Source organism: Candidatus Binatia bacterium (assembly GCA_035631035.1).
Lineage (GTDB): Bacteria > Eisenbacteria > RBG-16-71-46 > SZUA-252 > SZUA-252 > DASQJL01.
Map to the genome: position 1 here is coordinate 52265 of DASQJL010000082.1, position 25444 is coordinate 77708.

General features: G+C 69.3%; 20 protein-coding genes and 1 tRNA gene. 1 reads left to right on the forward strand and 20 read right to left on the reverse strand.

The genetic code is table 11. The features are described from left to right. Positions 1-23: 23 nt before the first annotated feature. From VE326_09125 to VE326_09140, 4 genes are all read right to left on the reverse strand, one after another. On the reverse strand, positions 24-1028 hold the full coding sequence (locus tag VE326_09125; protein HYJ33366.1) for a transketolase C-terminal domain-containing protein: 1005 nt from the start codon (positions 1026-1028) through the stop codon (positions 24-26). Next, the gene (locus VE326_09130; GenBank protein ID HYJ33367.1) at positions 1025-1960 is read right to left on the reverse strand and encodes a transketolase; all 936 of its coding nucleotides are present in this window, start codon (positions 1958-1960) and stop codon (positions 1025-1027) included. Before VE326_09130 ends, VE326_09125 begins: the two co-directional genes overlap by 4 nt. 150 nt (positions 1961-2110) lie before the next feature. After that, on the reverse strand, positions 2111-3082 hold the full coding sequence (locus tag VE326_09135; protein HYJ33368.1) for an SDR family oxidoreductase: 972 nt from the start codon (positions 3080-3082) through the stop codon (positions 2111-2113). Then, the gene (locus tag VE326_09140; GenBank protein HYJ33369.1) at positions 3079-3906 is read right to left on the reverse strand and encodes a class I SAM-dependent methyltransferase; all 828 of its coding nucleotides are present in this window, start codon (positions 3904-3906) and stop codon (positions 3079-3081) included. Before VE326_09140 ends, VE326_09135 begins: the two co-directional genes overlap by 4 nt. 116 nt (positions 3907-4022) lie before the next feature. On the opposite strand from VE326_09140, the gene VE326_09145 reads away from it, so the two are divergent. Further along, positions 4023-4280 carry a hypothetical protein gene (locus VE326_09145; protein ID HYJ33370.1) on the forward strand — a complete coding sequence of 86 codons (258 nt, stop codon included), beginning with the start codon at positions 4023-4025 and terminating at the stop codon, positions 4278-4280. Between the two features lie 93 nt (positions 4281-4373). On the opposite strand, the gene VE326_09150 is transcribed toward VE326_09145, so the two are convergent. From VE326_09150 to VE326_09225, 16 genes are all read right to left on the reverse strand, one after another. Continuing rightward, positions 4374-4457 (reverse strand) — tRNA-Leu (locus VE326_09150). Between the two features lie 10 nt (positions 4458-4467). Then, positions 4468-4995 carry a preprotein translocase subunit SecG gene (gene secG, locus VE326_09155; protein HYJ33371.1) on the reverse strand — a complete coding sequence of 176 codons (528 nt, stop codon included), beginning with the start codon at positions 4993-4995 and terminating at the stop codon, positions 4468-4470. Positions 4996-5070: 75 nt separating this feature from the next. Further along, positions 5071-5835 (reverse strand): triose-phosphate isomerase, encoded by a 765-nt coding sequence (gene tpiA / locus VE326_09160; GenBank protein HYJ33372.1) that lies wholly within the window; start codon positions 5833-5835, stop codon positions 5071-5073. Then, complete coding sequence (locus tag VE326_09165; GenBank protein HYJ33373.1) at positions 5832-7037, reverse strand: phosphoglycerate kinase; 1206 nt, start codon at positions 7035-7037, stop codon at positions 5832-5834. The genes tpiA and VE326_09165 overlap by 4 nt, the downstream gene beginning before the upstream one ends. A 10-nt stretch (positions 7038-7047) precedes the next feature. Beyond that, complete coding sequence (gene gap / locus VE326_09170; protein HYJ33374.1) at positions 7048-8049, reverse strand: type I glyceraldehyde-3-phosphate dehydrogenase; 1002 nt, start codon at positions 8047-8049, stop codon at positions 7048-7050. Between the two features lie 9 nt (positions 8050-8058). Beyond that, on the reverse strand, positions 8059-9096 hold the full coding sequence (locus VE326_09175; GenBank protein HYJ33375.1) for an ATP-dependent 6-phosphofructokinase: 1038 nt from the start codon (positions 9094-9096) through the stop codon (positions 8059-8061). A gap of 132 nt (positions 9097-9228) precedes the next feature. After that, complete coding sequence (locus VE326_09180; GenBank protein ID HYJ33376.1) at positions 9229-10731, reverse strand: GWxTD domain-containing protein; 1503 nt, start codon at positions 10729-10731, stop codon at positions 9229-9231. A gap of 22 nt (positions 10732-10753) precedes the next feature. Then, complete coding sequence (locus tag VE326_09185) at positions 10754-11692, reverse strand: PorV/PorQ family protein (protein HYJ33377.1); 939 nt, start codon at positions 11690-11692, stop codon at positions 10754-10756. Positions 11693-11742: 50 nt separating this feature from the next. Beyond that, positions 11743-14556: a hypothetical protein gene (locus VE326_09190; protein ID HYJ33378.1), complete on the reverse strand. Its 2814-nt coding sequence runs from the start codon at positions 14554-14556 to the stop codon at positions 11743-11745. A 1-nt stretch (position 14557) separates the two neighbouring features. After that, positions 14558-17266, reverse strand: a complete 2709-nt coding sequence (locus VE326_09195; protein HYJ33379.1) for a TonB-dependent receptor — start codon at positions 17264-17266, stop codon at positions 14558-14560. Between the two features lie 333 nt (positions 17267-17599). Then, entirely contained in the window at positions 17600-18946 is a 1347-nt protein-coding gene (locus VE326_09200) for a TldD/PmbA family protein (GenBank protein HYJ33380.1), read from the reverse strand. Further along, on the reverse strand, positions 18939-20387 hold the full coding sequence (locus VE326_09205; GenBank protein ID HYJ33381.1) for a TldD/PmbA family protein: 1449 nt from the start codon (positions 20385-20387) through the stop codon (positions 18939-18941). Before VE326_09205 ends, VE326_09200 begins: the two co-directional genes overlap by 8 nt. Positions 20388-20394: 7 nt before the next feature. Then, on the reverse strand, positions 20395-22008 hold the full coding sequence (locus VE326_09210; GenBank protein HYJ33382.1) for a hypothetical protein: 1614 nt from the start codon (positions 22006-22008) through the stop codon (positions 20395-20397). A gap of 5 nt (positions 22009-22013) precedes the next feature. Then, positions 22014-23168 (reverse strand): hypothetical protein, encoded by a 1155-nt coding sequence (locus VE326_09215; protein HYJ33383.1) that lies wholly within the window; start codon positions 23166-23168, stop codon positions 22014-22016. 115 nt (positions 23169-23283) lie between these two features. Beyond that, complete coding sequence (locus VE326_09220) at positions 23284-24876, reverse strand: 1,4-alpha-glucan branching protein domain-containing protein (protein HYJ33384.1); 1593 nt, start codon at positions 24874-24876, stop codon at positions 23284-23286. After that, a complete protein-coding gene (locus VE326_09225) occupies positions 24873-25442 on the reverse strand; it encodes a DUF4912 domain-containing protein (protein ID HYJ33385.1) in 570 nt (189 codons plus the stop codon). Before VE326_09225 ends, VE326_09220 begins: the two co-directional genes overlap by 4 nt. Positions 25443-25444 lie beyond the last annotated feature (2 nt).

The window sequence follows — 25444 nt, forward strand, 5'->3', positions numbered from 1 at the left end:
TGGCGCGGCGTGGCGCCGCGGCATTACCGGGCGCGTTTGCGGGCGAGCGCGCGCTCGGCGGCCTGGATCACGTCGGGAGCCTTGATCCCGAACGCCGCCATCAGCTCGTCCTGCTTTCCCGATCGGCCGAAGCGGTCGTGCACCGCCACGAGCTCCATCGGAACGGGATGCGTGGCCACCACCGCTTCGGCGACGGCGCCCCCCAGCCCTCCGTGGATCTGGTGCTCCTCGGCGGTGACGATGGCGCCGCAATCGCGCGCGGCGCGCTCGATGGCGTCCCGGTCCAGCGGCTTCAGCGTGTGCATGTTCAGCACGCGGCATTCGATGCCGCGCGCGGCCAGCGCCTCGGCGGCGACCAAGGCCTCGTAGACCATCACGCCGCACGCGATGATCGCGAGGTCCTTCCCCTCGCGCAGCTGGTTCGCGCGCCCGATCACGAACGGAGATCCGGCGTCGGTCACGACCGGGACCGGCTCGCGTCCGAAGCGGATGTAGTACGGATGCAGGTCGCTCCCCGCGGCCACCGTGGCCTTGCGCGTCTCGTAGTAGTCGGCGGGCACGATCATCCGCATGTTGGGGATCGAGCGGATGATGGCGATCTCCTCCATCGCCTGGTGCGTGGCCCCGTCCGGGCCGACGCTGATGCCGCCGTGCGCCCCGCCGATCTTGACCGGAAGATTGGTGTAGGCCACGGTCACGCGGATCTGGTCGGCGCTCCGGCAGGAGGCGAAGGCGCCGTACGTCGCGAGGAACGGAATCTTTCCCACCGCGGCGAGGCCGGCGGCCACGCACATCATGTTCTGCTCGGCGATGCCGACCTGGATGAAGCGATCGGGGAACTTCTCCGCGAAGAAGTTCACGTTCGTCGAGCCGGTCAGATCGCCGACCAGCACGACGATGCGCGGATCCTTCTCTCCGAGGTCGACCAGGCCGTGGCCGAACCCCTCGCGGGTGCGCTTCATCTCGGGCTTGGCCAGGGTCGGCGGCTCGGCGGGACGCGGGGCGGCCGGAGCGGTTCCGCTGCTCATCGGACACCTCCCGCCATCGCGGCCGGAACCGGCGCCGCGGGGATCGCGGGCGGCGCCACCTGCGCCGCGCCATGGGATTCGAGGCGCTTCGTCCAGGCCTCCAGGGTGGTGCCCAGCTCGGCCAGCGCCTTCTCCGCCTGCTCCACGCTGGGCGGCACGCCGTGCCAGCGGTAGTCGTCTTCCATGTACGAGACGCCCTTCCCCATGACGGTCTTCGCGAGGATCACCGAGGGTTGGCCCTTCGCCGCGCGCGCGGCGTCGAACGCGTCGACGATGGAGGGGATGTCGTGGCCGTCGCAGACGATCACGTTCCAGTTGAACGCGCGCCACTTGTCCGCGAGTGGTGCTACCCCCATCACGTCCTGCACGTCGCCGTCGATCTGCTTCCGGTTGTAGTCGATCACGCCGCAGAGGTTGTCCAGCTTGTAGTGCGCGGCGAACATCGCCGCTTCCCAGATCTGCCCCTCCTGCTGCTCGCCGTCGCCCATGACGCAGTAGACGCGCCGCGGGTTCTTGTCCATGCGCGAGCCGAGCGCCATGCCGCAGCACACCGACAGCCCCTGGCCCAGCGATCCGGACGAGACCTCCACGCCGGGCGTGTCGTGCTTGCTCGGATGCCCCTGCAGATGACCCTCGAACCGGCGGAACTGGAGGAGGTCGCGAAGCGGGAAGTAGCCGCGCTCCCCCATCAGCGCGTAGATGCAGGGCGTGATGTGGCCGATCGAGAAGTGCCAGAGATCGCGGCCCGGATCGTCGAGCCGGGCGGGATCGAGATTCATCTCCCGGAAGAAGAGCACGCTCCCGAAGTCGGCGGAGGAGAGCGGGCCGCCGCTGTGGCCGGACTGGGAGCGCGCGAGGAGCGTGATGATGTCGCGGCGCACGAAGAGCGCGCGCTCGCGGAGCTGGTTCGGGTCGAATTCCAAACGGGGCATGGATTTGTCTCCCGGAAGTCGGACGAGCTGCCGATCCGACGCTACCGGGGCCGCCCCGGCCCCGCAAGGGAAATCCCGAGGCGTATACCACGGAAGCATTCGAGGCCGGGAGCGCTTCCGGGCCCCGCGGGGAGCCGCTCCGGCGACCCGTCAGGCGTTCACGTAGCGGGCGTCGTAGGGCTGGGGGATCCGGCCGCCCCGGACGGCGGCGGCGATCTCGGCGATCCCCTCCCCGACGCGACGCTCGGCGCGGAAGCCCCAGAGGCGCTCGATCTTGTCGAACGAGACGCGGTAGGTGCGGGGGTCCTTGGCGGCGGGCTGGATCGTGGCGCGGGCTCCGGGAACGTTCTCCTCGATCGAATCTTTGAGTTCCTTGAGCTGGTAGTTCTCGAGATTGTCCCCCACGTTCACGATCGGCGAGCCCTCCGGCGGCGGCTCGAACGCCGCCAGCCGGAGCGCGCGCGCGATGTCGGCGACGTGCACGAAGGGGCGCCACTGCTCGCCGCCGAAGATGGTGACGGCGCCCTTCAGCACGGCGTCGCGCGCGAGCAGGTTCACGACAAGGTCGAAGCGCATGCGCGGCGACAGGCCATAGACGGTCCCGAAGCGCAGCAGCACCGGCTGCAGCGTTCCCTCCGACGCCAGCTCGAGCAGTCCCTGCTCGGCATGCCACCGCGTCTCGGCGTAGAGGGAGAGCGGCTTCACCGGGGACTCCTCGGTGAGGGTCTCCTCGCGCCCCTCGCCGTAGACGCTGCAGGTGGAGGCGAAGACGAAGCGGCGGATGCCGCGCGCGGCGGCGGACCGCGCGAAAGCCACCGTCGCGGTCCAGTTGGTCTGCACGGCTCGCTCCTCGTCCTGCGCGCACGCCTTGTCCCCGACGATCGCCGCGAGGTGGATCACCGTCTCCACCCCTTCGAGCGCCTCGGCGTGCGCCCGCGGATCGCGAAGGTCGCGGTGAAGCACGGTGAGCGATCCGTCCGACGCGAGCCCGTCCAGTCCCTGCCCGCCGAAGAGGAAGCGGTCGAGGACGCGCACGCGGGCCCCGTCCTCGAGGAGGCGGCGCACCAGCACGGACCCGATGTATCCGGCACCGCCGGTGACCAGGATCGGAGGCCGGCTCACCGGCGCACCAGGAGATGAAGGTGGTGGTCGGCCGCGGCGTCGGCCATCGGCCCTCGCGGCCGGAGCGCGCGGTCCCACGCGGCGGCGCGCTCGAAGAAGGGAGCCAGGCGCGCGTCGCGCCGCCGGCGCTCGTCCAGGGCGCGCGAGGCGTGGCGCTGCAGCGCGTAGAAGAGATTCGAGCCGAGCGCCTCGTCCCGGAAATGGGGCTCCGCCTCGGCCAGGAGCGACGCCCCCGGCACCACGGCGCAGTAGTAGCCGTTCTCGCGCTGGGCGCCCACGCGGTGCGGATTGTCGGAGGGATCGCGGAGCAAGGCGCTCCGGTCATTGTTCAGGACGAGCGCCAGGAGTCCCCCCGGGCGCACGACCCGGGCGAGCTCGGCCAGCGTGGCGCGGCGCGTCTCGGGTGGAAGGTGCTCCAGGAGTCCGAGGCAGACCGCCACCGGAAAGGAGGCCTCGCGAAACGGGAGGCGGTCGGAGCGGAGCCGCACCGGATCGAGGCCCGCCGCGCCGGCCCGCGCCGCGTTCCGCCGCAGCCGCTGGAGCATCCCCGGCGCGAGGTCCCCGCAGGCGAGACGCCCAACCCGGGGGGCGAGCCGGATCGACACCCTGCCGACGCCGGCGCCGAGATCGAGCCCGCGATCGGCACGGCCGATCACGTCCAGCAGGAGTCCCGTCTCCCAGGCGTCGTACGCCGCGTTCACGTGCGGCGGCTCCCCCAGGCTGAGCACCGCGGCCAGCTCGTCTCCCGCCTCGTGGCGCGCACCGCCCCAGTAGGCCGCGGCAAGGGCCGCGTCGTAGCCGCGTTCCCGATCGGGGCCGGTCACGCCGTGCTTCCCGCCGGCCGCTTGCCGCTCCGGAACGCCGGGGCTATAGTACGGACCGAACGATGCGCCGCGCGGACGCGCCGCGCGCCCTTCCCTCGTCCCACGGAGGAGTGCGAATGCCCGAGATGGCCGAGATCGTCTCCAGCCCCGCGGTCGAATGCCTGAAGTGCGGCAAGCTGTTCGGCCCGAATCAGATCTTCCACCTGAAGGAAGATCCGCGCCGGGCCTACATCCGCTGCCAGCACTGCGGCGGGCGGAACGAGATCCGCGCGGAAGAGCGCTTCTGCATGCGCCTGGTCGGGATCCTTCCCGAGCCGGCGGCTTCGCGCGCAGGGGCCCAGGCGATGTCCACTCCGGAGAACCCGCTCCCCTAAGCGCGCCTCGAGGGCCAGTTCGCGGCTCCGCGTCCCAACGTGATCCGGCATGAAAACGGGTCCCCCTCCCTCGCGGGAAGGGGACCCGATGTGTGCCCGGGGCGAGATTTGAACTCGCACGGGGGTTACCCATACGCCCCTCAAACGTACGTGTCTACCAGATTCCACCACCCGGGCGTCTGCTGGATCATTGTCCGCCGGTCGCGGGCGACTGTCCGCTGCCCGAGGCCGGTGGCGTCGTCGCGCCTCCGCTCGTCGCGGGACCGGAAGGAGGAGCCGTCGTGCCGCTCGGCGAGGGAGCCGTCGTGCCGCCGGGAGCCGGAGCCGTGCCCGCCGGAGGAGCGGGCGCCACGGTGCCGCCACCCAGAGGAGCGGACGCACCCGGCGAGGGCGCGCTCGCGCCCGAGCCGGTCGGAGGCGCGCCCGCAGCGCGGCGACGTGCCTCTTCCTGAACCAGGCTGCGCCGCGCCGAGGCCTTCGATGACGAGAGGCCGAGCGTCAGCGACGTCACGAAGAAGAGGACCGCGAGCACGGTGGTCGCTCGGCTCAGGAACCCCGCCGCGCCGCGCCCGCCGAAGAGGGTCTGGCTGGAGCCGCCTCCGAACGCGCCGGCCAGACCGCCGCCCTTCCCCGACTGGAGAAGGATGGTGATCATGAGCGCGATGCAGGCGAGAACGTGAATGGTGACGACCAGACCCAGAATGACACCGGACATGCGCGAGCTTCCTTTCGAGAATCGTTTGCCGTGCCGAAGCGAGTACGCGAGGGTACCACGCGGTCCGGCGAGGGGTCAATGCGCGGGGACGGTCTCCTCCAGCAGGCGGCCGATCTCGAGGAACGAGGCGGCCTGGAGCGAGGCGCCCCCCACGAGGAAACCGTCCACCCCCGGGACCGCGGCGAGCGGTCCGGCGTTCCTGGGATCCACGCTCCCTCCGTACAGGATGGGGACGGGGTCCCCGGCGGCGCCTCTTCCCGCGGCCGCGAGCTCCTCGCGCACCCAGGCGTGCGCCTCGGCGACCTCCTCCACCGACGCGACCACTCCCGTTCCGATCGCCCACACCGGCTCGTACGCGACCCAGAGCGTAGCTTTCGAGGGAGATCCCTCGAGCGCGCGCCGGAGCTGCCGCGCGAGCACGTCGCGCGTCTCGCGCCGCTCGCGCTCGGCCAGCGTTTCGCCGATGCAGAGCACGGGATGGAGCCCCGTGCGCCACGCGGCGAGCAACTTCTGGCGCACGAGCTGATCGCTCTCGCAGAAGAGGCGCCGGCGCTCCGAGTGCCCCACCAGCGCATACCGCGCGCCCGCGTCCTTCGCCTGCTCCGCCGAGACCTCGCCGGTGAAGGCGCCCTTCGATTCGAAGTGGCAGTTCTGCACGCCGAGCGCGGGACCGCCCTCCGTCCGCGACGCCGCGAGCGCGGCCAGCGCGGTGGCGGGAGGGAACAGGACGCAGGCGATTCCGGAGCGCTCCCGGCATCCCGCGTCCACCCCCTCATACAGGGAGCGCGCCTCGGCCAGGAGCAGATTCATCTTCCAGTTTCCGGCGAGAACGCGCTTCATCGTGCCGGCCGCGGCGCGTCCTCCAGCGCGGCGACGCCGGGAAGCTCCTTCCCTTCCAGGAACTCGAGCGACGCTCCGCCGCCCGTCGAGAGATGGCTGATCTGGTGCTCCACCTCGGCGGCGTTCACCGCGGCGAGCGAATCGCCGCCGCCCACCACCGTGAAGGCCCCGCGCTTGGTGGCGCGAGCCATCTCGCGCGCGACGCCGATCGTCCCCTCGGCGTAGGCCGGCACCTCGAAGATCCCCATGGGGCCGTTCCAGAACACCGTCTTCGCGTCGGCCAGCGCCGACGCCAGCGTTCCGAGCGAGGCAGGGCCGATGTCCACGCCCATGCGGTCGGACGGAATCGCCGTCACGGGAACGATGCGTCCCGGGTCCTCGCCCCTGGGCCCGTCGGCGGCGCGGCAGTCCTCGGGCAGGAGGAGCTTCGCCGCCTCGACCGACCGGAGCAGCTCGGCCGCGAGCGGGATCCGGTCCTCCTCCACCAGCGAGCGCCCGGTCTCGAGCCCCTTCGCGCGCAGGAAGGTGAACATCATCCCCCCTCCGACGAAGACCCGGTCCACGCGGGGCAGGAGGTTCTGGAGCACGTCGATCTTGCCGGAGATCTTGGCGCCGCCCAGGATCGCGACATACGGCCGAGCGGCGCCCTCCAAGAGCCGGCCCAGCGCCGAGAGCTCCTTCTCCATCAGGAACCCCGCCGCGCGGTCGGCGAGGTGCGCGGTGATCCCCACGGTCGAGGCGTGCGCGCGGTGGGCCGAGCCGAAGGCATCGTTCACGTACGCGTCGGCGAGCGCGGCCAGAGCGCGGCTGAACTCGGGGTCGTTCGCCTCCTCGCGCGGGTCGAAGCGCAGGTTCTCGAGCAGGAGCGCCTGCCCCGGCTGGAGGGCGCGCGCCTCGTCCGCCGCCTCGGGTCCGATGATGGACGGGGCGAAGCGCACGGGGGCGCGGAGATACTTCTCGAGCACGTCGCGCACGGGCACGAGGCTCTGCTTGGGGTCGCGCTTTCCCTTGGGGCGCCCCAGGTGCGAGGCCACGACGAGGCGCGCCCCCTTGTCGAGCAGGTAGCGCAGCGTCGGCAGCGAAGCCACGATCCGGGTGTCGTCGGCCACGCCCCCCTCGGGCTTCAGGGGGCAGTTGAAGTCGACGCGCACGAAGATCGTCCGCCCCTCCGCCTCCAGATGGTTCAGCCGTCGAAACGTCATCTCATTCTCCTCAGGACGCCCGTCCCAGCAGGAGCAGCGCGTCCACCATGCGGTTCGAGAAGCCCCATTCGTTGTCGTACCAGGCGAAGACCTTCACGAACCGATCCCCCTGGGCCATGGTGAGGGGGGCGTCGAAGATCGCGGAGTGCGGGTTGCCGACGATGTCCGCCGAGACGATCGGGTCCTCCATGTACTGGAGGATTCCGGAGAGACGCCCCGTCGCGGCGGCGCGCATCGCGTCGTTCACCGCCGCCGCCGACACCGGGCGGGCCGTCTCCGCCGCCACGTCGATGATCGACCCGCAGGGAATCGGCACCCGGACCGCGATGCCGTCGAGCTTCCCCTGCAGCGAGGGGATCACGAGCCCGATCGCCTTGGCCGCGCCCGTCGAGGTGGGGATCATCGATTGCGCCGCCGAGCGCGCGCGGCGGAGATCCTTGTGGGGGGCGTCCAGCACCTTCTGATCGTTCGTGTAGGCGTGGATCGTGGTCATGAAGCCGCGCTCGATGCCGAACGTCTCGTCGAGCACCGACAGCACCGGCGCGAGGCAGTTGGTGGTGCACGAGGCGATCGAGACCACCTGGTGCTTCGCGGGGTCGAACGCCTTGTCGTTCACGCCCATCACGAACGTCGCGTCGGCGCCCTTGGAGGGCGCGGAGACGAGCACGCGCTTGGCGCCGGCGCCCAGGTGCACCGCGGCCTTGTCGCGATCGGTGAAGCGCCCCGTGCACTCGAGCACGACGTCCACGCCCAGGTCCTTCCACGGGAGGTTCTCGGGCTTCGCCTCGCAGAGGACCCGGATCGTGGTCGTTCCGACGCGGAGCCCGCCCTCGGCCGGCGAGAACCGCTCCGGCCAGGGCCCGTGGATCGAGTCGTAGGTGAGGAGATGGGCCAGGGTCTTCGCGTCGGTGATGTCGTTCACGGCGACGAAGTCGATCGTTTCCTTCCGCTTCAGCGCGGCCCGGAGCACGAGGCGCCCGATCCGTCCGAAGCCGTTGATGGCGACGCGCACAGCGCCTCCTTAGCTGGAAAACACTCGGGCCAGCTCGTAGAACTCGGGCCCGACGGTTTTGAGCGTCCCGACCGCCTCGGCGAGCGGGACGTCCACGATTTGCGTGCCGCGGATGGCGACCATCCGCCCGAAACCCTTGTTCGCGATCAGGTCGGCCGCCGCGATGCCGAAGCGCGACCCGAGCACCCGGTCGAACGCGGTCGGAGAGCCGCCGCGCTGGATGTGTCCCAGGATCGTGTAGCGGGTCTCGAAGCCGGTCTGCTCCTCGAGCCGCTCCGCCAGCGTGGCGCCGATGCCGCCCAGCCGCACGTGGCCAAAGGCATCCATCTTCTCGCTCGCGAGGTGGAGGGCCTGGCCGCCGTCGTCCGCGAGATGCGCCCCCTCGGCGACGACGATGATGCTGAAGCTCTTTCCCCGGTCGTGGCGGCGGCGCACCACCTCGGTCACCTCGGAGAAGGCGACCGGGAACTCCGGGATCAGGATGAGATCGGCGCCTCCGGCGATTCCGCTCTCGAGCGCGATCCATCCGGCGTGGCGCCCCATGACCTCCACGACCATGACGCGGTCATGCGACTCCGCCGTGGTGTGCAGCCGGTCGATCGCCTCCGTCGCGATGGTGAGCGCAGTGTCGAACCCGAACGTGAGGTCGGTGCCGTTGACGTCGTTGTCGATCGTCTTGGGCACGCCGACGACGGGAAGGCCGTCCTGGGCGAGCTTGTTGGCGGTGCCGAGCGTGTCCTCGCCGCCGATCGCGACGAGCGCGTCGATTCCGTGCGTCGCGAGGGCCGCGCGGATCCGCGCGGGTCCGTCGGCTTCCTTGAAGGGGTTCGTTCGCGATGTGCCGAGGATCGTGCCGCCGCGCGGCAGGATGCCCGACACCTTGGCCAGGTCGAGCGAGTCGATCTCGTCCACCAGGAGCCCGCGCCATCCGTGGCGGATGCCGCACACGTCCCAGTCGTAGGTCTTGACCGCCCTCTGGACGACCGCGCGGATCACCGCGTTCAGCCCCGGGCAGTCCCCCCCGCCCGTCAGGATTCCGATCCGCATCAGCCGCCCCCGCGTTCCCTGGTAAAGCCTAGAGTAACTGCTTCGTTCCGTGCGACTTAGAGAGCGATGAATTCTAGGCGCCGGCGGCGCTCAAGTCAAGCGCCGCCCACGGCGGGGCGAGACCTTCGGCGCTCAGTGGATTCCGGTCGTCGAGGAGTAGCGGAGGGTGTACTCGCCGTATCCCTGGTCGTCGATGAAGACGAACTTGAGACCGGTGGCGACCTCGTTCAGCCCGTGGCGGGCGGAGGCCTCCTTGCCGTGCGAGTCGTAGGTCCAGATCTCGTAGGGGCGCGAGTCGGCGATTCCGGTGTCGGTCCGGGTGATCGTCTCGCGCGAGGCCTGCGGGATGGAGGAGTCGAGCGCGTGGCCGATCGTCTTTCCCGCGACGGGGATCCGCTCGATCTTCATCTCGTCGGGCTCGCCGTAGCGGATGTAGACGCGCCCCCGGTCGGAGAACATGCCGGGCGTGAAGATGGTGTAGTGCTGGTTGGCGTACGCCACCCGGCGCAGGAACTCGAGGCGCGCCTCGTTCTGGGCCGTCTCGGGCGAGGGATCGGCGTTCTGCCAGGCTTCCTCGATCCGCACTTCCTTCTCGCCCATGCTGAGCATCGGGAATTTCGCGGCTTCCTCCGAGGACAGCAGCACGCCGGCCTCGACGTCGTAGAACTCGGCGGCCTCGGGCCGCCAGGAATCGCGCGACCAGAGGACGTCGAACTCGGTCGAGGTGACCGCGGTCACCGGCTCCCCTTCCCTGTGGATCTCGAGGGTCAGGCGGTAATGCCCCGCCGCGAGGCCCGAGGCATCGATCGAGATGGCGTGCGGCCAGGCGGTTCCCTCCGTGACGCGAAGCGAGTCGTCGCCGGTCGGGATGGTGTCCCCCTTGGCGTCCACCAGGAGGGAGCGGACGCGATAGCTGCGACCCCCCGGGGGCGGCGGGTCGTCGTAGATCTCGTAGTATCCCGAGACCTCGTCCTTGTAGAGGCCGTAATAGCCGCTCGGGTGGGGATAGACGTCGTAGGGTCCCTTCCGGAACGGAGCGCCCTCTTTCGCCGCGGAGATCTCCCACGCGGGCTCGATGCCGCTCAGCGAGGGATTGCGGAAGAGCCAGGGACCCAGGTCGACGCGCCCCTCCACCTTGCCCTGACGTTTTTGGCTCTTCATCTTGTAGATGAGGCCCATGCGAGCCATGTTCATGTCTTCGACGGTGACCCGGTAGGCGTAGCGGCCCGGCTTGGCGGTGAGTCCCAGCTTGTAGACCTCGCCCAGCAGGGAGTCGCCGGCCGCCGAGGGATCGGTCACCTGCACACGGGCTTCCTGCTGGCGGTATCCGATCCGCTTCTCGGCCGCGTCCCACATCTCCACCGTCACGCGAAGCAACCCCTCGAACAGGCTGTCGGTCTTTTGGATGAACTTGATCTCGCGGTACGGAACCCGGATGGAGAATTCGGCGCGGCCCTCGGAAGGGCTGTGGCGGTACGGGATGGCGCGGGCGTGGAAATGGATCTCGCCCGCGGACGCGGCCGCCTCGCCCGCGGCTACGGAACCGGGGGGAGGTGGCGCCGCGGGAGAGCCCGAGGCCAGGAGCAGCAGGACGAAAACGGCGGCGATGGCCTGGCCGGGTCGGGAGCGCCTCAAGGCGCGGACTCCTTTCGCGTGGCTAGAACCCGATGTTCACCGAGACCCGGTGCGTCGCCCCCAGGAAGTTCATGTCCTGATAGGCATAGTCCAGGCGCGCGACCGAGGACTTCACGATGGTCAGCGGGAATTTGACGCCGAAGCCGGCCGTCAGCCCCTGCGTATCGTAGTTGAGCTTGTACCCGCCCCGGAGGAACAGATAGTCGTGGAAGCCGTACTCGGCGCCCACGTTCAGCTTCTCCGAGTTGTCGGGCGGGTGGGTGAACTCGGCGGCGGCGATCAGCCGGTTCTCACCCTGCTGCATCACGTCGAACGAGCCGCCGACGCGGAAGAAGACCGGCATCTTGACCTTCTCGTCGATGAAGGTCATGTCGCTCCCGATGTTCTGGATCGACATGCCGATCTTCGCGCCCAGCACGCCCACGTCGTAGAGCGTGCCGAAATCGAACGTGGTGGACGAGCCCTTCACGTCGTCGAGGCCGGTCTGGACGTAGTTCACGCTCAGCCCTGCCGAGAACTTGTCCGTGAGCGCCCGCGCGTAGGAGAGGCCGTAGGCCCACTCCCCGGCGTCGAACGTGTCCCCGGTGCCTTCCGGCAGATAGGTCGTCCGGACGATATCCCGGCTCATCGTGAGCGCCCGGACGTTCACGCCGAGCATGCCGGGAATCCACTTGATGTTGAAAACGTACGCGGCCTGGTCGAACAGGATGTCGGCGGGCCAGGACGTGTGGTTCAGCGAGATCGACTGCCCCGACATCCGGGCGATCCCCGCGGGGTTCCAGTAGACGGCCGTGGCGTCGTCCGAGAGCGCGACGTAGGCGTCTCCCATGGCCGCCGCACGAGCCCCCACGCCGATCTTCAGCGACTGGCCTCCCAGGGTGCCGACCTTCTCGAAGATCTGGGCCCCTTCCGCCGAGAGCGGGAGCAGCAGTAGAACGGCCAATACGAGCGCGCTTCTCACGAAGTTCCTCCTCGGTCCGCCCAGAGCAGGTTGGGTCGTTCCGGCGGCGTTCATCGGATGATCACGAACTTCCCGACCTCCCTGCCGAGGTCGGTGTCCACGGAGAAGAGATAGATTCCGCTCACGATCTTCTGACCGTTGCGCGAGATCAGGTTCCACGCCACCTCACCCTGCCCCGCCGTCACCGGGTTCTTGCCGTACTGCAGGTCAGGCGGAGCCGTTGCATCGAACGGAAGGTCGCGCACCAGATCGCCCGCGAGGGTGAAGATGTGAATCGTCCCCTTGGTGCGCGGGAGATTGTGGAACGTGACCTTGGTTCCGGAGGGATCCTCCTCGCGCGGCACCAGGTCCCATTCCGATCGCGCCTTGTAGGGATTGGGCACGACGTACACGTGCTTCTGGTCGTTCTGGGCATCGGTCCGCGGATAAACCACCTGCGCGTTCGTCGCGCTCGGATTCCCCACCAGGGTGATATCCGCGATCTGCGCGTTCCCGGGCACGACGGAGACCGGAACGATGGAATAGAAGTAGGGGAATCCGTTCAGGACATGGGTGTCCACGAAGGAGTAGCGGCCCACGGCGAACAGGGTGTCCGCCACGACTTGAGACGTCGTGGTGGTCTTCTTCGTGATCGGATCCCACGATACCCGCACCGAATCGATCCGGGTGTACCCCACCGACGGGTCGATCAGCTCCGACAGCGGATGGGCAGCCGTTCCCGTGGGATCGATCCGCCACTCGCCCAGGAGCGACCACAGATTCTTCCCCGGGGCGTTGGTCCCGAACGGGCGATTCCACCCCGCCGCTTTGTAGATCCGGTACCCGATGAACTCCTTGAGATTGCCCCGCTGGGCGTCCCGGACCAGCTCGCCGTAGTTGTTCCATTTGAGCGTGACCTTCTTGTCTCCCGGGAAGAACCAGGCGGAGACGCGTGTCGACTCGGCCTTGGTGTCGTAGGAGTTCAGGAAGTCGCTCGGCTCGTCGCGTCCGTCCACGCCCGAGAAGAAGGGCGCGGGCAAGGGCGATGCGGCCACCCAGTGGACGAGGTGTTCCTTCCCATCCCGTCCGGTGTTCACGTCGCAGTCCTGGTCGATGTAGACGCAGGCGGGGCTGCTGATCCGCGTCTGGATCGTATCCTGCGAGGCGCAGTGTCCGGGCCCGTCCGGCAGATCGCTGTCGAGGCACCAGAACCGCCCGCTGCCGCGCACGCAGTCCACGGTCGGGTTGAAGTAGTCGACGCTCGCAAACCGAGGATCGGTCGAGGGCTCCGGACGGAACCGGATGATGCAGGACGAGTCCGGCCAAACGTTCCCCGGGGGATACTGGAAGAGGATCGACTGCGGCGAATTGAGACAGGTCTCCTTGCCGCAGGTGCCCGTCCCGAGCCGGCCGTCGAGGTCGGTGTAGAGCCCGTCGAACACCTGCTGGGCGGAGACCGCGTTCGCGATCAGGCTTCCGCCGATCATGTCCGAGGCGTTCAGGACGGTCGGAGGACCAAGCGCTCCCTCGGGAAGGCCGAATCCAAGCCCCATCACCCATCCCACCGAGACGGTCAGCGAAGAATCCGGCAGCAGCGTCCGGAACGGCCCGGTCGCCATGATGAACCGGTAGTCGAGCGGACGGCTGGACTGCTGCTGTCCCGTCACGTCGGGGTTGAGCTGCGGGTCGGTCATGAGCTGATAGCGCTGCGCGTCGTTCTCGGGGTCGCCGCCCTGGATGAAGGAACCGGAGCCGGAGAAGAACTTGAACGACGTGACGCCCACGTGGTTCGGAGCGGTCTGCCCGGACGGATCCACCGTGTGGTTCAGGAACATGCAGCCGAACCAGCCCGGCGCGTCTCCGCCCTTGGCTTCCTGCGGGTTGTTGGGGTTGTCCGGGTTGTCGTACGCGTAGGCCATCTGGATCCGCCGCTTCACGGTCTGGCCGGTGGCGCCGACGTAGGTGATCTGCCGGTCGAAGAGACCCACCTGGTCATCCTGGAAGTAGCCCTGGATGCCTCGATTCCCGATGTCCGGGTCGGCGAAAATCGCCACCATCACGTTTCGGAGGGTGCGGCCGCTCCGGTTCGTGATCTCGTAGTCCATGCCGACGAAGTCGTTCTGCCCGGGGGTCGCCCAGGCATAGGAGGTCTGGCGCACGCGGATGCCGAGCGGCACGTGCTCCGGCAGGATCTGGCGGATGGAAGGGATGTCGTCGAAGTACTCCGTCGCGAACATCTGCTGTCCGACGGCGGCGAAGTCCTCGTCGCAGAGCCCGTCCCCATCGTCGTCCAGACCGTTCGGAAAGTCCTCGTCCACCCGGCCGTCGCCGTCATCGTCGGGGTCGACGCTCGAGGAGATGACCCGGTTGCCGCCCGGGATGCCCTCGTAGGATTCCCGCACGTCCGCGATCTGGTCGAGCGGCAGGTTGGCGCACGGAGCGGGCCCGGTGCTGAAGTCCACCTGGGGCGAGAACTCCCGCTGGTAGAGCGCCGTGGACACGTGCGGGATGCCGCTCGCGTCGATCGCGCCGACCCAGAGGCCGGCGGCGTACAGATAATCGTTCCCCGAGCCCGCCGGCCACTCCGCGGAGGGCACGGTCGTGCGCGAGGGGTTGTTCTGGTTTCCGGTCTCGCCGAGATTGGTGATCTGGAGCTGGAGCCGGCCCACGTTGTGGACGAACTTGCCGTCGAGCCGGAACAGGCGCTGGGGATCTCCCTTGCCGCCCGTGCTTCCCGTGCCCTCCGGCGACGTGTGCCACGCCACCGTGCCGCCGAACAGGACGATGCCGGCCGCGAGCGCGCCGATCCTCCGCGCCGTCGTGACGACCGAGGGCGCTCCCGATCCTCTCCCTGCCGTGGTTCCCACCTTCGCCTTCTTCGTCATGTCAGAACTGGACCCCCAATCCGACGCGGATCACGCGACCCTGCTGGTACACGCGCGGGTCGTTCACGGGGTACCAGTCCTCGACCCCGTCTCCCGTCTGGTCCGCCGTCAAGAAGGCGCCGCCGGCACGGCCCGTTTCCGTGTAGTAGACCCGATACGACGTGGGATTCACCTGGTTGTCCGGCCAGAGGCTCGGCTGCAGGTCGCTGATGTTCTTCGCGTCGAGCAGGTTCGAGCCCTGGAGATAGAACGTCACGTTCTGCCCCCACACCCTGAAGAAGCGCTCCGCCTGGACGGAGAGGGTGGACGTCGAGGGGAGGCGCAGCGAGTTGGTCAGGGTCGGATCCTGCCGCCGCTGCGACCGCTGCTCCGGCGTGTAGGGAACGCCGGTGCCGAACTGATAGACGAAGGTGGACGCCCAGTCCTTCTCGTTCCCCAGCCGCAGCGTCGCCGAGATGCTGTGCCGCTGATCCCAGTCGAGCGGCTGCTCGGAGGTCGGCTTGAACTGGTCGCGGAGGTTCCCCGACGAGGCGAGCGCGCGGTTCGGGTCGGACGCCGTTCCGCTCGAGTTCGAATAGGTGTAGTTGAGCTCGCCCGAGAAGCCGTGGCTGTGCTGCTTGATCAGGGTCACTTCGATCCCCCGCGAGGAGGCGTAGTCGCCGTTCACCCAGGTGGGCACCGTGACCGAGAAGCCCGGGATCTCCTGATCCACCGTCGTCAGGAGCCCGAAGATGTCTTTGAAGTAGACGCCGAACTGCCCGTAGATCTCCTTGCTGAAGAGGTGCTGCACGCCCAGCTGGTAGGCGATGGTGGTCTGCGGCTCGAGGTTCGGATTGCCGCGCGCCTCGGCCGAGACGTTCTTGCCCTGATAGATGAAGAGCCGGTCGGGAACCTGGAAGAGGCGCCCGTAGTGGAAGCTCATCACGTCGCGGTCGGAGATCGGATAGGCAATCCCGATGCGCGGGCTCCACTGCGTCTTGACCGGATGGGTCACGAGATTGCGATCGACCTGGTTCCCCACCGAGAAGTTGTCGTAGCGCATCCCCGCGTTCAGGACCATCCCCTCGTACTGCCAGCGATCCTGGGCGTAGAAGGACCCCTCGGGGTTGAAGTTCCGGAACTCGTCGCGCGTCGCGCCGTAGTTGCCGGTGGCGTCGAGCACGTTCGGGAACTGCGTCAGCAGATACTGGAGGTCGTTGTAGTTGAAATCGCCGCCGACCATGAAGTTGTGCTGGCCGAACTTCTTCGAGAGGTCCCCGTTCATGGTGTAGGTCGTCGTCCGGCGGTTCTCGTAGAACGGGTAGTCCCCGTTCGTGACGTAGTAGGCCCCGTTCAGGCGGTTGAAGGGGTCGTAGTACGCGTTCGGCTGCGCCTGGTACTCCCAGAGCTGCCGGCCGAGCACGTCCTGGCGGGACTGCCACTCCTGGCGCGAGGCCCGCAGGTTGTAGATCGCTCCGTTGTTCATGACGCTCCGCCAGGTCAGCGCGATCTGCTCGTAGTCCTCGGTCGTGATCGGGAGATGGTCCGCGGTGTTCATCGGCACGAACGAGGAATCGACCTGGTAGTACGCCCACGTCCCGTAGCGCTGCGTGATCGTCCCGTCCGTCGGCGCGGTGCTGTCCGAGACCAGCTGCACGAATCCCTTCCGATTCCACCGATTGTGGAAGCGGCTGCTGAGCGAAGCGTTCCGGATCACCTCGAGATTCATCTTCTGGTTGGGAGTCACCTTCCAGGTCAGCTTGCTCGAGAAGTTGGTCGCGTTGGACTGCTTGTTGCCGATCCGGATGAAGTCCAGGAACCGGTGTTCCTTCTGCTCCGAGGTGTTCCGCAGATAGGTGTCGCTGTAGGTCCCCTCGAAGGAGACGTAGTAGTTGGTCTTCGGGAAGACGAACGGCCCGCCGAAGCCCACGCTGAGCCGCTCGAAATCGTTGAACGACTTGTCCTGCTCGCCGTAGCGGTCGGTGAAGTAGCGGGCCTCGCCGCCGAACTTGTCGCCGCCCTCGCGCGTGGTGAGCGCGATGACGCCGGAGAGGGCGTTTCCGTACTGCGCGTCCATCCCGCCGAGCACCTGCTCGCTCGAAGAGACGGCGAGGAGCCCGAGGTCCACGCCCTCGGCGCGCATCGGGTTCCGGCTCGGGATGCCGTTGACGATGGTGAGCACCTCGTCCTCACGGCCGCCGCGGAAGTGCAGCGCGCCGCCCTGGCTGATGACTCCCGCCTTGAGGGCGATCGCGTCCTTGTAGCTGTCCACGGGCAGCGCGTGCAGGTCTTCGGAGGTGACGACCTGCTTGGTCGAAGAGCTCGTCTTGTTGACCGCGATCTTGGCGTTGCTCTTCACTTCGACGGCCCCGATCTTGATCGCGGATTCGACGATCTTGAGATTGGCGACGGTGGTGCGGTTGGCGTCCACCTGGACGACCTTGTCGTCCCGCGTGTAGCCGACCTGCATGGCGCGAATGGTGTAGGAACCGACCGGAACGCGGACGATGCTGTACTTCCCTTCGGCGTTGGTGAACGCCCCCATCTGCTTTCCCAGGATGATGACCGAGACGCCAGACATGGGACCGCCGCTTCCGTCGGTGACGGTGCCGCTGATGGTTCCAGTCTGCGCGAGCGACTGGGCGGGAAGGATGGACGGCGCGACGACGAACAGCAACGCGGCGACCAGGGGAAGCAGCGCCCGGGCGCATCCGCGTCGTCGGGAACTCATGCTCGGCATGGCTTCATGCGCTCCTTTCCATGGCGGGTTTCGAAATCGTGACAAAGTGGCTGATTCTAGGCCGTCCTGAGCGGTTCTCGTCAAGGCAAAACCCTTCAAATTTCGAGTGTTCGGGGCATCGCAAGCCGATTCGGCATCTCCCGCCTCCAGGTCAGCCGCAATGGACGGCGCGCAGGGCGACAAGGAACGAAGCCGATGGATGGGGGGGGGATTTCCAGAGACGTCCGGCAGGTACTCAACTCGTCTCTACGCCAGGATTATATTCAGGTTCGCGCGGCCCGCAAGGGGTAATTTCACTTTTCCGCCCTTCCGGACGGCCCAAACTCAAAATTCCGTCCCGCTGGACATGTGGAACGACCGGACGAGGAGTCCCGGGCAGACCACGCCGCCCACCCGCTCCACCGCGGAGAGCCCCTCCACCTCGTTCAGCATCCGGACGACGCTCTGGTTGAAGCGGAAGTTCTGGACGGCACCCCGGACCCGTCCCCCCTCGATCGCGAAGAGCCCATCGCGGGTCATGCCGGTCAGGGTCGCCGTCATGGTGTCCACGACGTTCGTGTACCAGACGCGGGTCACCAGGAGGCCGCGATCCACCCGCGACACGAGGTCGTCCACGCTTCCCGTGCCCCCCTCGAGCACCAGGTGCCCGGCGATCGGGCCGAACGGATTGGGATACGGAAGCCCGTGCCCCGTGGACGCCTTCCCCTCCTTGGCCGCGGTCTGCCGGTCGTAGACCGGGCTGGCCGCCACCCCGCGGTCCACGACGGTCACCGGCGTGACGGGCATCCCCTCGGCGTCGAAGGGGAGGCCGCGGTGGAGCGGATGGTAGGGGTCGTCCCGGATCGTGACGTTCCCGCCCAGCACCGGCTGGCCGATCTTCCCCGACAGGAAGCTCCGCCCCTCCTGGACCGGCAGCGCCCCGAAGGAGAGCCAGGCGGTGTCGGTGAGGAGGTCCGAGACGGCGGCCGGCTCGAGCACCACGGTGTAGCGGCCCGGCTCCCACCGCTCCGGCTTCCGCGAACGGACGGCCTTCTCCACGGCGCGCTCCGCGATCGCGTCGGCGTCCAGATCGCGGCTGGCGTGCGACTCGGAGGAGGCCCAGCCGGAGGCGGCCCCATCCATCGCCGAGATCGTGAAACGCGCCGCGGTTCCCTCGTGGTGAGCGAAGAGGCCCTTGGTGTTGGCGATGGCGAGCGGCGCGATGGTTCCGTACTCGCCGATCGAGCCCTCGCCGCTCTCGTAGATGCCGGCGGCGTCCACCCCCGCTTCCCGGCACCGGGCGACGGCGCGCTCCACCGCCGCGGCGCGCGCGTCGGGACCGAGCGAGGCGGTCGCCGCATCGTGCGCGTCGACCTCCCGGTACTCCTGCGGGTCCGCGAGCGGAAGGAGGTTCTCGATCTCGGGAGAGAGGCGCGCGGCCTCGTCCGCCCGGCGCACCAGCCGCGCGATGCCGTCGTCGCTCAGGTCGTTCCCGGTCGCGCGCCCCGTGCGCCGCCCTCGCGCCACGCGCACGGAGAGGACGTAGCGGCGCTCGGAGACGTTCTGGGTGATCTCGTTGTTGGCGAACCGGGTGAGCTCGGAGCGGCCGCCGCCGAGCACCACTTCCATCTCGAGCCCCTTCGCGGCGGCGAGGGCCCGGCCGAGCACGTCGCGGGCTTCGTCTCTAGTCATCGTAGCCGACGCCGACGCGCACCTTACGGAAGCGAGCGGGAGCCGCGCCGTGGGTCATATCGGCGACCTGCCCCGGCTGCCCCTTCCCGCAGTTCACGACGCCCCAGGGGCGCCACGCATCCTCGCCGCAGACGAAGTCGCAGGAGTTCCAGAACTGCGTCGTGATCCCCTGGTAGGTCGGATTCCGCAGCATCCGGATCCGCTTCCCCCGGCGGATCTCCCAGGCGATCTCGGTCTTGAACTGGAAGTTGTAGCGGAGCTGGTCGATGCTCCAGCTCCGGTTGGTCTCCATGTAGATTCCGTGGTCGGTGTCGCCGAGCAGGTCTTCCAGCGAGCCCGCGCCGGGCATGAGGCTCAGGTTCACCATCCGGATCATCGGGATGTGGTGCCAGCCGTCCGTGCGCACGCAGCCGCGGCTGCGCGCCTCCCCCACCCGGTGCGCCAGCTCGCGCGAGGTGAGGTACCCGGTGAAGAGCCCCTCCTGCACGATCGGCCAGCGCTGCGCCGCCACCCCCTCGTCGTCGAACGCGAACGTGGAGAGGCCGTGCGGCAGGGTGGCGTCGGCGACGAGGGTGACCTGCGGCGATCCGAAGCGGAGCGTGCGCAGCTTGTCGAGCGTGAGGAACGACGCGCCCGCGTAGTTGGCCTCCATCCCGAGCACCCGGTCGAGCTCCGAGGGATGCCCGACCGACTCGTGGATTTGCAGGGCGAGCTGGGAGCCCTCCAGCACGACGTCCATCTCCCCCGACGGGCAGGGTTCCGCCGAGAGGAGCGCGACCGCCTCCTCCGCCACGCGCGGCGCCTCCTCGACCCAGGGGATCGACTCGATGAACTCCCACCCCATCGTCTGGTGGTGCCCCTCGGCCTGGGGGTAGGAACGGCGCTGCACCTCGTTCCCGGAGACCGCGGTGGCCGCGTAGCCGCCGCCGGAGCGCGTGACCGTCTGGTCGATGTCGGCGCCCTCCGACGAGAGGAAGCGCTGCCGGCGCCGGACGAACGTGAGGAAGCTCTCGGCGATGGTGACGCCCTTCACGGAGCGGAGCGCCGCGTCGATCCGGAGCAGGAGATCGAGCTTCCGGTCGAGCGGGACGGCGAAGGGATCGACGGCGCAGGGAGAGCTCCAGACCGCGCGATGGGGCGGCTCGGGCGCGAGCCGCACCGGCTTCGCGAGCACGCGGGCGCTGGCGCGGCCGATCGCCACCGCGTGTGCGGCGCACGCCTGCACGCTCTCGCGCGTGGCGCTGTCGGTGGCGGCGTAGCCCCAGGCCCCGTCCACCAGGACGCGCACGCCGATGCCGCGCGATTCCGTCTGCTCCAACCCGGCGAGGCAGCCGTCCTTGACGATCAGGTCTTCGCGGAGGGTCTCGAGCAGGCGCGCGTCGGCGTAGCCGGCGCCACGCGCGACCGCGGTGTCGAGCGCCTCGCGGACGAGCTCGTCCACGAAGCGGCTAGAAGAGGCGGGAGATGGTCAGGACGGCCTGATCCCCCGATCCGATTTCCAGCGAGGGGTCGAGCGGCTCGTGATGGAAGTGTTCGTGGGCGTAGGCCGCGTCGACCTGGGCGCCCAGCGCCCGCCAGTAGGTCCCCGCCCCCACCGAGGCGCGGATCCCCTTGTAGGGCGCGATGGCGTCGCGACGGTCGGGATCGGTGCGCAGGAGCGCGACGCCGGCCCGGACCGGCAGCCAGCGCAGCACGCGATACTCGGCGCCCAGATGATAGCTCCGCTCGCTCGAGGCGATATCCGGGAACACGCGGAGGAAGTCGTTTCGGAAATCGCGCGTCGCGTGAACCTCGACCGCGATCTGGCCGTCGCCGTCCGGAAGATCGAGCGCCAAGCCTCCCGCGGCACGGTAGCCCAGCCGGCGCACGTCCATCGGGAGCGCCATCTGCAGCACGTCGGGGTTGGTCCGGATCCACTCGTATTCGCGGTAGTAGCCCCACTCGGCGCCCAGGTGGGCGGGAAGCCACGGAAGGGCGGCCATCCAGCGCGTGCTCGCCTCGTTGTGGCGGTACCCCGAGAGGAACGACGACCACCGCTTCTTGAAGACGTATCGCGGGTCGGTATTGGAGGGGAACGGATTCATGAAGAACTGCGGCGCCCAGTTCACCTGGGCCACCTGTTCCCCGTCGTACGAGCGATGCCGCCCATCCACGATGCCGCGGATGCGGCCCGTTCCGATGAGGAGCTCGGCTCCGTAGGCGATGGTGGGACGCTTCCAGTCGAAGACGTCGTCGTTCAGCGGCGACTGGCTGTGTGCCTTGACATCGTCCTTCACGTACTGGCCGAAGCCGCCCAGACGCACGGCCGTGCCGAGGTGCGGGAGCCGGATGACGGCGCCCGCGGTGTACTCGGTGGCGCGGGCCGAGTTGTCGAGGTTGTAGGGATCGGCGATGCGCCGGTCCTCACTCTCCTGGCGGTATCCGATCCGTCCCCCGAGCGTGATCCAGGACAGAGCCGGAGCGCGCCGGGCGTACGTCACGGCCACGCCCGGGTACACGACGCGCGCGCCGATCGTCCGGTCGCCGGTGATCGGCTGGTACGAGCTGGCGAAGGGAATGTCGAAATCCCTCATGAAGCGGCTGTTGTCGGGGGTTCCGATCAGGTCGTGCCGGCTCGCGTCCAGGGAGGCGTAGATCAGATCCACGCCCATCGCCCACTTCGTCTGCTGCACCGCGCCCCGGATCCCGCTCTTCCGGGAGACGGCGCTGTGGTTCTCGCCGTAGTAGTCGTCGGCGAAATCCTGGTACTCGGAGCCCTGCTCCGCCCATGAGGTGTCGCGGAGCCCGAGGAGCCCGGCGGGATTCATGCCGTACTCGTAGGCGTTCAGGCGGCTGAAGCGGTCCTCGGCCGAGACGGTGAGACCGCCCATGGCCGTCAGGCGCGCCGACTGCCAGATGTCCAGCGCTTCGATCGGAGTGGCGTGCACCCAGGCCTCGGCCACCTGGCCCGCGGCGGCGCGCGCGACCATCAGCGGCGCGAGCGATAGAAGAAGGGCGGAAACCACGGCCACGGCGGAGCCGCGGCCGGTCGGAATCGTTCGATGAGGCGTCGATCGGGACATGGCGCTCAGCTTCTCGGCTTGATGTAGAGGGGGAGAATCGGGGACACGCTGCTCCGCGTCTTCGACGCGTTGTAGATGCGGATCCGAACCCCGTACGTGCGGCCGCTGTGAAGCTCGATGTCGTCCAGGTGGGGCGCGCCGCGCGTGGTCGTGCCGTCGGGATCCCGCGACTGCATCAGGCGCCGCAATTCGAGCGACCACTTGCCGCGCTCCCAGCCGCCGCGCGAGACCACGTCCGCCTGGCTGCCGGTCGGCATGCCGCTGATGTACGAGGGCACGTAGTCGCCCGGATTCCAGGTCTTCTCCCGCACCGACGCGTCGTCGGAGCGGACCGGGTTGATGCTGTCGCAGGCGCCGAGGAGCGACGCGACGTACCGCCAGATGAGCCGGGACGTCGGCTTGCCGCGATTCAAGCGGATGTCACGCGTCCCCTTGCCCGCGATGTAGACGGGAACGTAGGTGCCCCCGCCGAAGTTCGGCTGGTACGTGACCTGGCCGGCGTCGCGCACCCAGCCGGCCCCGGAGTTGTAGAAGTCCTCGGACCAGCCGCCCGTCGGATGGAGCGCCGATCCGAAGATCTCCTCCGGAGCGGCCGTCGGAATCTCCGTCGGATTCACGGGCGTCACCGGATCGGTCGTGCCCGCTCCCCACCGCCAGCGGTCGGCGGGGTAGTCGCCGCTCGCGTCGGTGTAGAGCTCCAACTCGACCTGATCTTCATGGAGGGTGGTGTTCTGATGCCAGTTCGCCGGATCGCGAAGCGGATCGCTGGTCTCGCAATCGATGAGCGAGTTCCCGTCATCGTCGGTCCAGTCGACCGACGTGACGAGGGGCTGCTCGAGGAAATCGGGCCCGGGATCGGACCACTGGACCAGCATGTAGAGCGCGACCGAATCCTGATTGAACGGATTGTAGGTCCAGATCGCGCGCACCGAGGCGAAGTAGTCGCCGCCCCGTCCGGTGTCCCCTTTCAGGAGCACCACGGTGGGCGTCCCGGCCACGTTCCACTCGATGTCGGTGGCGCGGCCGTCGATCAGGAGCTCGCGCGATTCCAGCTGCGGCGAGTTGGCGAAGACGTCCGTGGTCGGCACGGCGACGATGCGGGTCGGAAGGTCCGGCTCGCTGGGCGTGCGCTGGCCGCAGGAAACGAGAGACAAGGACAACGAGACACAAAGAATCCCACCACGTGCGAGGTTACTGCGGAGCATGTAGTCCTCGGTTGATCAACGACGTTCAGGGGGGGAACGGACGTAGCCTACGAACGGGCCGCGCCATGTGTCAAGTGAAAAGCCCCGGATCGAGTTCCGGGAACAGCGGATCGGCCGCTTCCAGGGCCGCGATCGCCCCCGCCTCCAGCGGCCCCTTCTCCAGCGCCTCGGCCAGCTGCTCGAAGCGCTCGAGATGCGACTCGGTTCGGCGGACGGCGTACGGGATCAGCGTGCCGGTCTTCATGATGAACGCCCAGTCGCTCGCCTGCGCCAGGAGCAGCTCGCGCCCGGCCTGCCGGAGCGCCCGCCCGCGCAACGCGTCGCCTCGATCCCCTTCCCGGGCGAGCCGCTGCATCCGCTCGGCGGCGCGAAGCAAGTGCCGGTAGATCCAGTCGTTCACCGGGTCGAGCCACACCGCCGCGTATCCTCCGGCGCCCCACGAGGAGGGATGGAGCCGGCCCTCGGGCGTGCGCGCGAGCGCGGCCGAAGCCTCCAGCGGGTCGGCCGCGGCCAGCTCCCCGCTCGCGGCCACCCCGTCGAGCACGTGGTCCAGCCAGTCGGGCCCCTCGTACCACCAGTGGCCGAACAGCTCCGCGTCGTAGGGAGCAAGCAGCGTCGCCGGCTGCCCCAGCGCGTCCGAGGCCGCCCGCGCCTGCGCGACGCGCCCCGCGACGAAGTGCGCCGCGTGCTCGGCCACGCGCGCCGAAGCCCGCGCCGGATCGTACGCTTCGCGATGCGGGTAGCGCCGGTCGGTGATGCGATGGTACTTGAGCCCCAGGTGCGTGCGGGTGCCGCCCGACGGAAGGAAGTCCCGGACCTCCTCGATCGGCAGATCGAAGCCCTGGTCGCGGTAGTACTCGCGGTACCACGCGTCACCCGGGTAGCCCTCGGTGCTGCTCCAGACCTGGCGCGAGGATTCGGCGTCGCGGCCGAACGCGAGCACCCCGGCCTTCGTGCGGAGCGGCGCGTACGTTCCCGGGACGGGCCGCGGGCAGGCGTCCAGGATGCCGTGCGCGTCCACGGCGAACCAGCGCACGCCGAATTCCGCGAGCACCTCCTCCACGCCAGGCGCGTAGCCGCACTCCGGGAGCCAGAAGCCCTCGGGAGGATGGCCGAGGTGCCGCTCGAACTCGCGCGCCCCCGCCCCGATCTGCGCGCGCCACGAGGGCGCGCCCAGATCCATGAGCGGAAGGAAGCCGTGCGTGGCGCCGCAGGTGATCAGGCGCGCCACGCCCGCCCCTTCGACCGCGCGGAATGCCGCGGCCAGATTCCGGCCGTAGCGCTCGTACTGAGCGATGCCGGTGCGGAAACGGTCGGCGTAGTGGGCCGCCACCGGACCGAAGGGAGATCCCCCGCGGTAGCGGGCGCGGTCGCGCTCGGCCAGCTCGAGCAGGCGCTCCATCCGGAACGCCATGCGCGAGCGAAGGAGCGGATCCGCGAGCATCGCGAGCAGGGTCGGCGAGAGGGAGATCGTGATCCGCCCGCGCGCGCCGCGGCCGGCGCGCCCCTCGAGCATGCGGAGGAGCGGCAGGTAGCACTCCACGAGCGCCTCGACCAGCCAGCGCTCCTCGAGGCTGTCTTCGTATTCCGGATGGCGCACGAACGGGAGGTGCGCGTGGAGGAGGATCGAGAGGAATCCCGCGGGATGCGGGCGGCCGCTCACGGCTTCGGTGCCTGGGGTGAGGCGAGATACCGGGAGGCCGAGGACGGAAGCGGCGTCAGGGCGCGTCCGCGCTGCCGCTCGGCCTCGCGCTCGAGCCAGGCGCGGCGGACGTCGTCGACGGGCCAGTCGCCCGTCTCGCGGCAGGGGCCGTCGGGCGGGACCGGCATCCAGCGCGAAGCCAGGAGCGGCTCGAAGTCTCCGCCCGGGAGGTCGAGCCCCAGCACCGCGCGACAGGACCCGCCCCCGCGCGCCAGCTCGACGTACCAGCCCTCCCCTCCGAGCGCGTCGGGAAGCGGGGCGCGCGAGGCGACGCGCGGCGCGCCCTCCGCCTCGCCCCTTCGCTCGATGAGGAGCGCGTACCGGGCCGGAGATCCCTTCGACGCGGCGAGCGCCGAGGCGCGGCGCGCGAGCGCTTCGCTCATCTCCCACGCGGCGAACACGCGATGCGGGTCGCGGACCAGGAGGTGGAGACGGTCCTCGCCATGCCGGCGTCCCCGCCAGGCGGCCGCCGGGGCTTCGGTCGAGACGGCGCTCTCGCGCGGGGCGAGGCGCTCGAGGGAGCTCACCG